The organism is Chryseobacterium sp. MIQD13 (genome assembly GCF_050496705.1).
Lineage (GTDB): Bacteria > Bacteroidota > Bacteroidia > Flavobacteriales > Weeksellaceae > Chryseobacterium.
The window spans coordinates 1,017,352-1,030,947 of record NZ_JBNWAF010000001.1 but is presented as its reverse complement, the minus strand read 5'-3'; the positions used below and the strand labels follow the sequence as shown (position 1 = coordinate 1,030,947).

The window sequence follows — 13,596 nt, the reverse complement described above, 5'->3', positions numbered from 1 at the left end:
TAGATGGCTTTCATCCTCAGGCATTCATTTTCTCTTTTGTCCTTACATCTTTTCATTCTCCAGGATTTTCAGCACAAGCTTTTCTTCCTGAGTGAGGCTTGCTTTTCCGTCATTTTCTTCAATCTCTTCCAGTTCGTCAAGATATTTTTTGATCGTATTGTTTTCATAGAGATTGATCACCAGCGGATGGACATAATATTTTCTGCAGACTGTGCTGGTATTTCCCAGATGCTCAGCAACAATTTCAAGAGCTTCTTTCACTTTCTTTTTATATTGGCTGTTGCTTTCGGCATATCCTATCTCTTTAAAAGCGATCAGAGCACTTACCGTTCCGGACCATGTTCTGAAATCTTTAGCTGTAAAATCTTCCCCGCTTATTTCCTTAATATATTCATTGACCATACCCGAGTCTACCGAGTGACGGTTCCCTTCATCATCAAAATACTGAAAAAGCTCTTTTCCAGGAATATCCTTGCATTTCTGTACAAGCTTTGACAGCCTTTTGCTTCTCATATCAATCGTATGCATGATGCCTTTTTTTCCTTTAAATGAAAAGGTAATCTTTTGCCCGGCGATTTTTACATGTTTATCTTTTAATGTAGTAAGCCCAAAAGAGCCGTAAAGTTTCTCATAAGCATTATTGCCGATGCGGATATTGGTATGCTGCATTAAACTTACGATCAATGCCAGTATTTTCCTCTTTTCAAAATTTCTCAATGCAAGATCCTGTTCCACCTGAAGCCGGATATCAGGCAGTGCATACCCGAACTGAAGCATCCTGTAAAATTTGGTATGATTTCTCAAGGCGCTCCATAACGGATGATAACGGTACTGTTTTCTACTTTTTGTATCAAAGCCGGTAGCCTGAAGATGTCCGTTGTCCAGAGCACAGATCCAGACATTTTCCCAGGTAGGAGGAATAACCAGCTTGTTGATTCTGGTGATCTCATCTTTATTCTTCACCTTTTCGCCGTCTTTATAATAAGAATACTTCTTTCCTGTTTTTTTACGGGTAATCCCGGCAGTTTCCGCATCGGTGGTATATACAAGATGTACCGCCTTTGCGGAGGCTTCGGGGTCCTTCATAATTTTGACAATTTTTGAAGGCTTTAGGTGGGAAATGATTTCCAGATCCGTATTCTGCTCCATAAAAAATGGTTAAGAGTTCTTACCCCTCGAAAAGATCAGAAAAAGAATTACTACAACTACAACGACCAGGATAATTCCCCACCACATTCCAGCTTTAAAAATAGTTTCTATCGCTTCACAGCTTGTTAACGTCAGCAATGTGAATATGGTCATACTGTATAAGGTCAGCTTTCTCATGATATAGATGTTTTTTGGTGTTATCAGACTCTCTGGCGATCTGCTCTCCAGCTTTTGATGGAGCGCTTGATCTCATCTCCTGAGATATTTTCGTGAAGGGCTCTGTATAAGAGCTCTTTGAACTCGTCGTCATAGGCAAACCTCAATGCAGCGATTTGGTCAAACTTCAGCTTATCAGCAATTTCATCAGATCTTTGTCCGAAAATTTCAAAATACCGCTGTTTAAATTCAAGTATTATCATACGATTTTGAAGTCCCAGTGCATAATGCTGCCTCGTCATAAAAGCCAGATAAAAGAGCAGAAATATGACAACTGAGAATAATATCCACGTAAGCTGGTTTTCAGCATCTCTATAAATCTTATATACTCCATAAATTTCCAGAATGATTAACAGCGGAAGATAAATGAAATGATGTGGCGGATAAAATTTTCTGTGATTTTTATAATTCTGCTCTCTCATACCATGAATACCAGCAATAATCTTTCCAAAACTTTATATATTTAATAATAATGTTGTTTTTGTGGTATTAAAATATGTATTCTGGCTAATATTGTTGATTATTTTTAATGGGCCTTAAACTTTATCATAAGAGGAAAAGTGGCAGCCTATTCTAAATCACTGATTGAAAACATAAAAATCTGTTCAATCTTCAAAATCAGCGAGAGCTAAATAGAATCCTGCAAAAAATTAAAGAAGAAATAACAAATCATTAACTAAAATAGGGAACAGATTTCATTTTCAAACCTCAATTTTTTCGTAACTTTCGGTGTTTAAAAAAGAAAAGAATGACTTCAAAGGAAAAAGTTGCTGCACTTCGTGAAGAAATGCAAAAAAATAATGTTGATGCATTTATAGTATATTCTGCAGACCCGCATATGAGTGAATATTTGCCTGAAGAATGGCAGGAGAGAGCTTGGCTTTCGGGATTTTTAGGTTCTGCAGGTTTTGTGGTGATCACGAAGGACAAAGCAGGGCTTTGGACAGATGGAAGATACTTTACCCAGGCTGCTATTGAACTGGATGGTTCAGGAATTGATCTTTTCAAAGATGGAATGGAGGGAACCCCGAATTATATAGACTGGATTATTTCCCAGATTCCTGCCGGCGGAAAAGTAGCTGTTAATGCCGTTGCAACTTCAAATGCCAATTGGGAACTGCTTTCGCAAAAACTGTCGTCAAAAAACATAATCTTAGCAGATCTGCCCTTGTTGAAAGAAATCTGGAAAGACAGAGGTACTCCTTCAAAAAATCCAATTTTTATACAGCCTGTAGAAAGAGCAGGGAAGTCAGTTACAGATAAATTGGGAGCAATTCGTCAGAAAATGGAAGATCAGGAAGCTACTGTTCATATTATTTCCAGTCTTGATGATGTAGCATGGACATCCAATTTAAGAGGAAGCGACGTTCAAAGCAATCCTGTGTTTTTAGGATATGTTGTTATTACCAAAAATGATGCAGTATTGTTTACTGATCTTGAAAAACTGGAAGTGGAGGCAAGAAAACAGATGGATGATTCCTTCGTAAAAATGATGCCTTATGAAGAATTTTTCAACTATCTGAAGACATTCAAAAATGAAAAAGTACTGGTTTCCCCGAACAGCAACCAGATGATCTTTGAAACTCTAAAAGGAGATAACCTATTTATAAAAGCTCCGGTTCCCGGAAACCTGATGAAAGCCCAGAAAAACGAAACTGAGCTGGAAGGATTCAGAACAGTAATGGTAAGAGATGGTGTTGCTATGGTTAAATTCCTGTACTGGCTGACTCACAATGCAGGAAAAGAAAATATGAACGAGTATTCTATCGGTGAAAAACTGAGAGGTTTCCGTGCAGAAGGGGAAAATTTTGTAGGGGAAAGTTTTGGCAGCATTGTAGGATATAAAGATAATGGTGCTATCATGCACTATTCTGCAAAAAATGAAGGAAGTAAAGAGGTTACCAATGATGCAAGTATCCTGGTAGATTCAGGAGGCCAGTATTTTGAAGGAACAACCGATATTACGAGAACTTTGGCTTTAGGAGCGGTTTCTGATGAATTCAAAAGGAACTCTACTTTAGTACTTCAGGGATTGATCCGTTTATCAATGGTTAAATTCCCGAAAGGAACAAAAGGTGTTCATCTTGATGCTATTGCAAGACTTCCTTTATGGATGGAAGGAAAAGATTTCAACCATGGAACAGGTCATGGAGTAGGAAGTTTCATGAACGTTCACGAAGGTCCTCAAAATATCAGAAAAGATATGAATCCGCAGGATCTTCTTCCGGGAATGGTATGTTCCAACGAACCGGGATATTATCTGGAAGGAAAATATGGAATCCGTCACGAAAACCTGATTGCCGTAAAAGAAGCAGAAAAAACAATTCACGGAACATTCTACGAATTTGAAACCCTTACATTCTGCCCGTTCTTTAAAGATACTGTCGTGAAAGAAATCCTTTCAAAAGAAGAAATTCAGTGGCTGAATGATTACCACAGAACATGTGAAGAAAAAATAGGCCCTTACCTTGAAGGAGATGTGAAAACATGGTTCCTTGAATTGGTAAGCCCGCTTTAATTGTAAACCAGGGAAATTATGAATGGTCGGTTTTGACCATTTAAAATGTTGAATTCCCAAACTTGAATTTCATATCTATATTTTGAACATTAGTAATTGTTAGATAAATCCTGAAGCCCTGTAGAGAAATCTGCAGGGCTTTTTCATAAATGCAACCGTATTTTCACGGATATAAATTTAGGGATTCCCCTGACAGAAGATTATATGGGGTAGTCTATCTTTGTATCAACAAAACAGCATCATTCATATCTTCATATATACTTAGTAAATTCAAAGCAGGTAAAACCATTTCATTCTGAAGTGGTTTTATTTTTTACAAATCGATAACTGTAATCCGAAAACAGTATAATTTAATAGTCTGAAAAGATCATTCAGGAAAATTTTTAATACTTGTAATGACCTTTATATTTGCTTAATTTCGCTGAAAACATACTCAGAAGACTTACCGGAATTCTAAGTTACAATTTGAAAATATGATAGAAAACTATTTCCGAAGCTTTAATATATTCTCAGAAGATGAAATCAGAGATCTTTTACAGCTTTTTGAAGCCAGAAAAATGTATAAAAACGATTTTTTTGTGCAGGAAGGAGACAGATGCAGGGAGATAGCATTTATTGTATCAGGGATTTTCCGCTCCCATTATATTTCAGATACAGGAAAAGATATGACTTATTGCTTCGGATTTCCCAATCAGCTTATGGCAGGCTATTCCTCGTTCATTTCAGATTGCCCCAGCAGGGAAAATATGCAGGCTATTACCGATGCGGATCTGATGGTTTTAAGAAAAGATGCAATAGATGACTTGGCAAAAAATGACCTTAACTGGACAAAATTTTTAAAAGGAATTGCAGAACAGGAGTATATGGAACTTGAAAAAAGATTTTTTCAGTTTCAAAGAGACAGTGCGGCACAGCGTTATGAAGCTTTGCTGGGTAATCAGCCTGACTATGTTCAGAAAATCCCGTTGCAGTATCTGGCATCTTTCCTGGGAATTACCCAACGGCACCTTAGCAGAATCAGAAAAGAAATTACTATATAAAATAAAGAGAACCTACGCGGTTTACTTATCAGTATAGATTAAAAATATAACCGGAGATATCCGTTTTGGACATTTGTCCTATACTACAGCGCAACAGCTCTATAATTTTGTGAAAAAAATAAATGGAGCACAATATTCTGGTCGTTGGAGGAAACGGCCTTGTAGGCAAAACAATCATCCGCATTCTTAAAACAAGAAATTCACACATTAATATTTTCATTGGCGGCAGAAAAAGAGGTACGGGAAATCATCTTAAAATTGATGTTACCAATCCCGGTACTTTTCAAATTATCCGGGAAAAGAAAATTAATTTGATTATTCTTTCTGTAAATGATAAAGAGGACCATATCCTTCGTTATGCTATAGAAAATAAAATAGATTATCTGGATATTACAAAACCTACTCCTGACCTTGTAAAAGCATATGCTTTTGCCAAAAGCAGACAAATGAGCAGCCGTATTGTTTTCAGTTCAGGATGGATGGGCGGTATCGTGAACGGCTTGGTAAAAACACTTTCAGACAATACAAAAGATATTCAGGAAGTGAAGCTTTTCGTATACTATTCGGTGAAAGACCTTGCAGGAGAAAGTTCAGCACATTTTATGGCTGAAAATGTTGCAAGACCTTTTATTCGATATGAAAATGACAGACAGATACCTATAAAGCATTTTTTAGATTCCGAGTATTTTGACTTTTCATTTGGGATCGGAAAAAGAGAGGCTTATAACTTTGACGTACCGGATTTATATATTCTCAACCAGATTGAAGGAATACCTGATGTGAGTGTTAAAATGACTTACAATTCAAAATTCATTACATGGCTTTTAGGTGTATTTCAAAAAGCAAGAATTTTTAACATACTATCATTAAAGGAACGGAAAATGATTTTCGGATCAAGTGGAAACGGTGATCAGAGTGTATTTGAGATTATTATAAAAACTAAAAAAGGGAATGAAAAGTTAAGCCTTCAAAGTACAAAAGGACAGGCGGAATTAACGGCATTTTCCGCAGTACTTCATACAGAAGAGCTTTTGAAGGGTTATCATGAAAATAATATTTATTTCAGCCATCAATTGCATCAGCCATTATCGCTTCTTGAAAAGCTTAGGTCTTATGAATCCATTAATATAAAATGATCAGGATGAAAAAAATAGCTATTATTAATGGTCATCCCAATAAAGATTCCTTCAATTTTGGAATTGCCGGTGCTTATAAAAAAGAAGCTGAACAGTCAGGTGCTGAGGTCAGAGAAGTTGTAATAGCCGAACTGAAATTTGATCCGATCCTGCACTTTGGATACCAAAAGAGGATGGAACTGGAACCGGATTTATTAAATGCCTGGGAAATTATAAAGTGGGCAGATCATCTGGTCTGGATCCATCCGGTTTGGTGGGGCGGTATGCCTGCATTAATGAAAGGTTTTATAGACAGGCTTTTTCTTCCCGGGTTTGCTTATCAGTACAGGGAAAATTCAGTTTGGTGGGATAAACTTTTGATAGGGAAAACTGCTCGTATTATCACAACACTGGATCAGCCGGGATGGTATTATCTGCTTTTTTACGGAAGACCGAGTATCAATCAGTTAAAAAAATCAACACTGGAATTTTGTGGGGTAAGGCCGGTAAAGGTAACTTACGTAGGAGTAATCCGAAATTCTACAGAGCTGCAACGGAAAAAATGGCTTTATAAAGTAAGAGAACTGGGAAGAAAACAGAAGTAAACTGTCACTGAGAGGAACAAAGTGACAAAACAATCTCATTTCAAAAAATTCAATCAAAATAATAGACAATCCATATAAAGCGGCTCATCATAAATTAGCCTGAAAAAGCGTAAATTTGCAGCATGAATAACGATACGATTTGCGCACTGGCTACGGCCAATGGAGTAGGAGCTTTAGGGATCATCAGAGTTTCAGGGAACGATGCTTTATCTGTTGTCCAGAAAAGTTTTCCATCTAAAAAGCTGGAAAAACAGAAGTCTCATACCATTCATTACGGTTATTTTATGGATGGTGAGGAAGCTATTGATGAAGTAATGCTTTCTATTTTCCTGGCCCCGAAAAGCTTTACTACGGAAAATTCTGTGGAAATAGCATTTCACGGTTCACCGCATATCGGAAAGCGTATTTTGGAGACTTTAACCAAAAACGGGGCAAGAATGGCAAAAGCCGGAGAATTTACCCTTCGTGCATTTATCAACGGAAGAATAGATCTTTCACAGGCAGAAGCTATTGCCGATGTAATTGCTTCTGAAAATGAAGCTTCCCGAAAAGTGGCTATCAACCAGTTAAAAGGTGGAATTACCAATGAAATTTCAATCTTGAGAACAGACCTTCTGAATTTCGTTTCTCTGATTGAGCTTGAACTGGATTTTGCTGAGGAAGATGTAGAATTTGCAGACAGATCAGCTCTTAATGGACTGTTGGATAAGATTGAGTTAAAATTAGATTCGCTTATCGATAGCTTCCAATACGGAAATGCCATCAAAAATGGTACTGCGGTTGCCATTATAGGAAAACCAAATGCCGGAAAATCGACTTTATTGAATGCTTTATTGAAGGAAGAAAGAGCAATCGTCAGTAATATTGCGGGAACCACAAGAGATACAATTGAAGAGGTATTGCATATCAAAGGTCATGCATTCCGTCTGATTGATACTGCCGGACTTCGTGAAACACAGGATGAGATAGAAGCCATCGGAGTGAAAAAAGCGAAGGAAAAAGTAGAAAATGCCAATATTCTTGTGTATCTGGCAGATGCTGCTACAGAGGATTACTCGGAAGATATTGAAATGATCAGATCCCTGCAGAGAGATGATTTGAAACTGATTATCTGTGCCACAAAAATTGATGAGGTACTTCCTCCAAAATATGAAACAGTAGAAGATACTTTCAGAAATGAAATTAATCAGGATTTTGATTTTATTAAAATATCTGCGGTGGAAAACCAGAATATTCAGGATCTTAAAAATGAATTATCTTCCTATGTTGAGCAGTTAAAGTCTCAGGAAAATAATGTGGTTATTACAAACCAGAGACATTTTGAAGCCCTTCGAAAATCCCTGGAAGCTACTCATAAAGTGAAAGAAGCAATTTCTTTTCAGATTTCTACGGAATTGCTGGCGTATGAACTGAGAAATGCTTTAGAGCATCTTGGTGAGATTTCCGGTGAAGTGACGAATGATGAAGTGCTGGGGAATATTTTTTCTAAGTTTTGTATTGGTAAATAGGATAGGGTAATGCCATTGAGCAGAATGTAAATATAAAAATTGCCCGAGCTACCATTTATAGGGTACTAAACCGTTTTTGTAAAGATTGTTCTTCGCAGTCGATTCGATGCTATTGGTGGTAAACAAAATCAGAATAATAATGAGTTCGGTTTTCTCTATGTTGGGATATTAAAACATATTGTTGTTCCAATTATTTTATAGAAGCATCATTTTTCAAATTTTGGATAAAATAAGAAGGTGTAAAACCGGTTTCTTTTTTAAAGCTAATAACAAATACTTGGGAGGAAGCGTAGCCGCATTCATCTGCTAGATAGCTTATTTTATATTGTCTATACTGAGGATCTGAGATCAATTTATGTATTATAAAATTTATCCGGAGCGAGTTGATGTACTGTGTGAAAGATTTATTTCTATATATTTTGATAATTTCTGAAAGATACTTAGTATTGGTATTGAAACTATTTGTCAGCCAGACCAGGTTGATATCCTTCCGTAAATATTTATTCCCGGCTTCAAATTTTTCAAGTTTCAAAAGCAATGCTTTTGCTGTTTCATCTGTGATATGGGCAGAAGATTTTATATCATCACTTTCTATATCCTCTTGAGATTCTGTCAGAATAATTTTTTGTTCTTTTTCTGTATTTATTTTAGCTATTAGGGACTTGTATTTTTTGTGAATAATTTTGTTCTTTCTTCTCCATAGAAAAAATATGGTTATTGCTGCTATTACCACTAAAATGCCAATTATGATTAATTGTTCTTTTAAGTTTTCCTTATGCCCTTTATCTACCTCTATTATCATCTTTTTCATCGTAGTATCAGCATTCAGCCTATTGACAATATTTAGACTGTCTTTAAGATTAGTATATTTTCTCATATAGAATTTAGACTTTTCTTTTTCACCAATCTCCATATAACAGGTAGCGAGAAATTCATAGGATTCAACTCTGGAAGTTGGACGGTGGTCCTGTTTTTCTAATTGTAGTGCATGATTTGCATAGTCAATAGATTTATGATACTCTTTCTTTTCCATATATAACCAGCTGAGCTGGTTTATGAGAGTGCTTTCCTCTCGGGCAGACAAACTGCCTTTATTGTTCTCGTTGATTTTTTCTGCCTTCAGAAGATTTTTTTCTGCCAATTCCAGATTACCTTTTTCATCAGAATATTCCAAATAAAATATACCTAAACGCATATGCACATAAATAATTTCAGCATATTTCATATTATTAGGTATCTCACCATTATTATCCCTGATACTTTTTGCAGCTTCTAAGGCCTGGTTAAGATAATATAAAGTTGAATCCTTGTATATTTTCTTACTAGATTGGTTATCTCTATTATTATAATGAGAATGAAGATCCATATAGCTTTGAGTCAGTCTAAAATATTTTCTGTCAGGATTATCTATAGTTTTTGCAAATCTGATAGCCATTTCAGTATCCTTCTTACTTGTATCATCAAGACCAAGATAAACTAAAGCCAGTGCATTTTTGTGATATATACTGGATATAACACCCGTAGGATCTTTCTTTTTATTTTGAACCCTTTTTTTCAGCTGATTCCCCAGTTCAACAATTTCTTTATTTTTATCTTGCTTACCATATGCAGTCATCAGGTAGTCACCACTCAATAAAATTCCTTTTTCATAAGCCAGTTTTTCGGAAGCAGCCTTTAGCTTAAGGAGCATAACTTCTTGTTGTCTTGGATCTATGGAACGGCCACTTTCTTTAATATATTTAAGCTCTTTATCAATGGATTCTTTTGATTGAGCATATAAAAAAAATGACATAAAAAATATGATAGTAGTAAGTATATTTTTAAGAAAATACATGTGATTAAAAGTTTTTTAGGTTAGTTTTTTTGCTCATAATTATCTTTTTAGAGCAGGTTGAGACTCTTTGGCAAAACTAAGAATCTCAATCTAAATTATTAGAATTTTATTAGAATTATTTCGGAAATAATGTTATTTTAAAACATTGTAAGTTGTTTGATATTTAGGTAGTTATGATGTATATGTCTAAATTTTAGATAGATTGTTTTTTCAATGAAAAAATCATTCATTATTTCTTAAATCATGTTATATATTATTTGTTATGAGAAAATGATAGTTCTAAAATTGCAATTGAATTATTGTGATTTTAAAACTAAAGCAACCTATGAAATCGTTAAGGTTTAATAACTTCAACTTCTATTTCCTGAACAGTTTGAGGACGGGTTGCCTGTTATTATTATCTATGAGTGTTTCGATAAAAACTAACGCTCAGATTTATATATCAGACAATACTGTTTTTACTGTTGACAAAAATAGCACTGTATACATATCAGAAAATTCTTCTGATAATATTGTTTCAAAAAAAACTAAAGAAGCAAAAAAAGTATTAATCTATGCAAGGGAAGGAGGCAGGTTAATCAATTTTCCCTCAGACTCTCTCGATAAGACTGTTTATTTGGAAAAAGAACAGTCTCCTGAAAATCTGACCCAACAGATAGTTCAAAAGAAAAAGGAGAAGAAAACTAAAAACCGATCTACGCTAACGAGCAGAAATAAAAATGATATAAGAGAAAAAGAAGACATCAATGTTTTCACTTCCGGACAAAATAATCCGTTCTCAATATTTTCTTCAAACAAAAAAATTGATGCAATCTCTGTCTCAGCAGGTTATTTTTTTAAACCTCTTTTGACAAGATCAGAGAAACACAAAGACAATTATATATTTCTTTTGGACCTGAAAGAGCAGGCAACTACTGCCTTTGAAGATAACTCAAAGAAGCTTCAATTTTTTTTACAAAATTATATTTCAAGACCTCCTCCTTTGGGAATTTCTGGTCTTTCCTGAAATATCCTTCATATAAAATCAGCAAAAAAGTAGTGGACTCCACTAGTTGTAGAGGGAATGGAATACGTTAGTTTCCTGGATTTTTTTAACGCCATAATAGTAAAAAATATAGGAATTATGAATCTTTTAAAAATCAATAAAAACAAACACGATGTTAGAGAAAATTACAATTAGCTGCACGCTTTTAATGAGTGTGTTAGTATTTTCGCAAGTAGGGATTAATACTGCAATCCCTAAAACTACAATGGACGTAGATGCCAAAAGAGATGGCTCGGGTATTATTATCAATAACACACAACTGATTGGATTACAGGCTCCCCGCCTTACCAGAGCAGAGCTTACCAATAATACAGCAACCTATGCGGCAGATCAGAAAGGGGCATTGGTTTATATTACTGATATTTCCGGAGGAACTGCTCTTGGGCAAAGAATAAATATTACAGCAGTAGGCTATTACTATTTTGATGGTACGCTGTGGCAGAAAGTAGGTAATGGTGCCGCTGATATTAATATCTACAAAGATAATGGTACACTTACTAGTACAAGAACTTTGACGCAAGCTGGATTTCCACTCACTTTTACTAATACACAAAAAACAAATTTTTATAATGATGCAGGTGTAGGAATACTACAAGATTCTGGTACTGGAACAAGATCATCCATAGGTCTTTCCAACGGCGGTTCCACACAGTTGTGGCTATACAGTGATACTAATTCAGCTGCGCAAATCATGGCTGCAAACACCAGTACAAGTTTATCGATTGGAACTTCAGGCACTAACGCATCTGCTGATATATCGTTTATAACAACTCCCGGAGCAACAGTTGGAACCGAAAGAATGAGAATTACGGGTAAAGGAAATGTCTCAATTGGGAACATAATGCCTACAGAAATGCTTGATAACAATGGCATTACGAGACTAAGAACTCTACCTATAAATGGAGCAACCAATGCTATCAACACTACTTCTTCCGGTTCACTTTCTGCTGCTAAGGATCAGACATTTACAGCTACTAGAACCGTAGTTGCAGATGCTAATGGGGTATTAGGTTATGTAAACGGACTCCCAAGTTCAGGAAATCCAGGTGGTTTTTTAAATGTTGGGGAAACCATATCCCAGTTTTATTCTGTTCCAGCCGCCGCAGCCAATGTTAATACATTTAATTTAAAAACTTATGTAACGGCCAATAGTTTACCTGCTTTGCCTGTATTAGATGGCTTGGAAATGAATCTCCAGGGAGTTAATGGTACTTATTATGATCCTCGGCTTTACAATGTCTCATCCGGCAACTTAAATATGAGTTATCAGACTTTTGCTACACAGGTCAATGAAAATGAAACCAGCCTTAATAACAATCTTGCATCAGGCGGATATGTACAAGTCGACGCAAATAACATCGTATTTTGGTCAACCAGCGCAGCTGAAGTCATAACAACCAATTTGCAGGTGCAGATAGATACAAACACATACAGATGGTATGAGTTTAAATGGTGGTGTATGGAAGTTTCCGGGAATAAGACAATATTTTTATCTGTTATGCGAAAAGCTTAATAACATAAATTATTCATTGTGAAATTGTATAATTTTTTTGAAAAATATATATGAATTTTAAAAATATCCACATAGGAAATTTAATAAATGAACGGGTTACAGAAAGCGAAATAGAAATATCCCGTATTTGTAATTTCTTTAAATGTTCAGTAAAAGAAATACAAACTATGTACGATGAAAAATATTTAGATACTGGAACACTTTTGAAATGGTGCAAACTTCTGGAATATGATTTTTTCCGACTTTATTCCCAGCATTTAATTTTGTATGCTCCTCCAACAACTGGTGCAAAAAAGTCTTCGAATGATGTAAACCCAGGTTTACCGCAGTTTCGTAAAAATCTATATACGAAAGAAATTATTGAATTTATTTTGGAAATGATCAATACAGAAGAAAAGACCAAATATCAAATTATTGAAGACTATAAAATACCTAAAACTACTCTTTATAAGTGGATTGAAAAATACAGGTAACATGATACTTTATGCTAATACTTCCAAAAATATTTGTTAAAATGAAGATGACAAGGCTGATGGAAGACGGCATATCAAGGAAATAATATATTATGAAAAATCAAAACCAACCAGACTATAAAAAAATATATAATGATTTAATAGTGAAAAAGTACCCTGAAAAATTGGTTAAATGTAGAATGCTTCTGCAAAAAAAAGAACTTTCTGTGCTAGATATAATTTGTTTAAATCAAATGATTTTTGAAAAAACGGGTAATTATTCTACAAAGGAGAATCAGAAATTTCGTTCATATGACAAAAATACAATCTGTTATATTTTGGACTATCAGAAAGAATATAAATTGAATAATATACAGTTAGCGAATCATTTTAACTTAAGTAGGAATACTGTAGCAAAATGGAAGAAACTATATACATGACCGATTGTTGACAAAAATCGAGAATCCCACAGAAGAGCAATGATCGAGATTTTGTTCTGAGTTCTCCAATTTTTGTTGTAATAAATTCGGAAATTCTATTTAAGTTATATTGTAACTTGTTTATTATTAGATGGTTATTTTTTTTAATTGCCGATTATTAA

Annotated in this window: 13 protein-coding genes; 9 read left to right on the top strand and 4 right to left on the bottom strand. The window is 35.0% G+C overall.

Features of this window, described 5'->3' with window-relative positions; all coding sequences use genetic code 11:
* Positions 1-42: 42 nt before the first annotated feature.
* From ACQWU4_RS04860 to ACQWU4_RS04850, 3 genes are read right to left on the bottom strand one after another with little or no spacing between them, the layout of a single operon-like run.
* Positions 43-1,149 carry a DNA topoisomerase IB gene (locus ACQWU4_RS04860; protein WP_429934637.1) on the bottom strand — a complete coding sequence of 369 codons (1,107 nt, stop codon included), beginning with the start codon at positions 1,147-1,149 and terminating at the stop codon, positions 43-45.
* Between the two features lie 9 nt (positions 1,150-1,158).
* Positions 1,159-1,326, bottom strand: coding sequence for a phosphatidate cytidylyltransferase (locus ACQWU4_RS04855; RefSeq protein WP_429934636.1), 168 nt, complete (start codon positions 1,324-1,326; stop codon positions 1,159-1,161).
* Positions 1,327-1,349: 23 nt separating this feature from the next.
* Positions 1,350-1,787, bottom strand: coding sequence for a DUF6526 family protein (locus tag ACQWU4_RS04850; protein ID WP_429934635.1), 438 nt, complete (start codon positions 1,785-1,787; stop codon positions 1,350-1,352).
* A gap of 326 nt (positions 1,788-2,113) precedes the next feature.
* Between ACQWU4_RS04850 and ACQWU4_RS04845 the strand changes: the two genes are divergently transcribed.
* The 5 genes from ACQWU4_RS04845 (at position 2,114) to mnmE (ending at position 8,151) form a co-directional block, all read left to right on the top strand.
* Positions 2,114-3,883 (top strand): aminopeptidase P family protein, encoded by a 1,770-nt coding sequence (locus tag ACQWU4_RS04845; RefSeq protein WP_429934634.1) that lies wholly within the window; start codon positions 2,114-2,116, stop codon positions 3,881-3,883.
* A 473-nt stretch (positions 3,884-4,356) separates the two neighbouring features.
* The gene (locus ACQWU4_RS04840) at positions 4,357-4,923 is read left to right on the top strand and encodes a Crp/Fnr family transcriptional regulator (protein ID WP_429934633.1); all 567 of its coding nucleotides are present in this window, start codon (positions 4,357-4,359) and stop codon (positions 4,921-4,923) included.
* 122 nt (positions 4,924-5,045) lie between these two features.
* A complete protein-coding gene (locus ACQWU4_RS04835) occupies positions 5,046-6,059 on the top strand; it encodes a saccharopine dehydrogenase (RefSeq protein ID WP_429934632.1) in 1,014 nt (337 codons plus the stop codon).
* A gap of 5 nt (positions 6,060-6,064) precedes the next feature.
* A complete protein-coding gene (locus ACQWU4_RS04830) occupies positions 6,065-6,643 on the top strand; it encodes an NAD(P)H-dependent oxidoreductase (protein ID WP_429934631.1) in 579 nt (192 codons plus the stop codon).
* Between the two features lie 122 nt (positions 6,644-6,765).
* Entirely contained in the window at positions 6,766-8,151 is a 1,386-nt protein-coding gene (mnmE, locus tag ACQWU4_RS04825) for a tRNA uridine-5-carboxymethylaminomethyl(34) synthesis GTPase MnmE (RefSeq protein ID WP_429934630.1), read from the top strand.
* Between the two features lie 190 nt (positions 8,152-8,341).
* On the opposite strand, the gene ACQWU4_RS04820 is transcribed toward mnmE, so the two are convergent.
* The gene (locus tag ACQWU4_RS04820) at positions 8,342-9,985 is read right to left on the bottom strand and encodes a helix-turn-helix domain-containing protein (protein WP_429934629.1); all 1,644 of its coding nucleotides are present in this window, start codon (positions 9,983-9,985) and stop codon (positions 8,342-8,344) included.
* A 325-nt stretch (positions 9,986-10,310) separates the two neighbouring features.
* Between ACQWU4_RS04820 and ACQWU4_RS04815 the strand changes: the two genes are divergently transcribed.
* The 4 genes from ACQWU4_RS04815 to ACQWU4_RS04800 all read left to right on the top strand — a co-directional run bounded on the left by ACQWU4_RS04815 (position 10,311) and on the right by ACQWU4_RS04800 (position 13,435).
* Entirely contained in the window at positions 10,311-10,991 is a 681-nt protein-coding gene (locus ACQWU4_RS04815; RefSeq protein ID WP_429934628.1) for a hypothetical protein, read from the top strand.
* 187 nt (positions 10,992-11,178) lie between these two features.
* Positions 11,179-12,543, top strand: a complete 1,365-nt coding sequence (locus ACQWU4_RS04810; protein ID WP_429934627.1) for a hypothetical protein — start codon at positions 11,179-11,181, stop codon at positions 12,541-12,543.
* Between the two features lie 50 nt (positions 12,544-12,593).
* Complete coding sequence (locus ACQWU4_RS04805; RefSeq protein WP_429934626.1) at positions 12,594-13,016, top strand: transposase; 423 nt, start codon at positions 12,594-12,596, stop codon at positions 13,014-13,016.
* A 92-nt stretch (positions 13,017-13,108) separates the two neighbouring features.
* A complete protein-coding gene (locus ACQWU4_RS04800; protein ID WP_429934625.1) occupies positions 13,109-13,435 on the top strand; it encodes a helix-turn-helix domain-containing protein in 327 nt (108 codons plus the stop codon).
* Positions 13,436-13,596 lie beyond the last annotated feature (161 nt).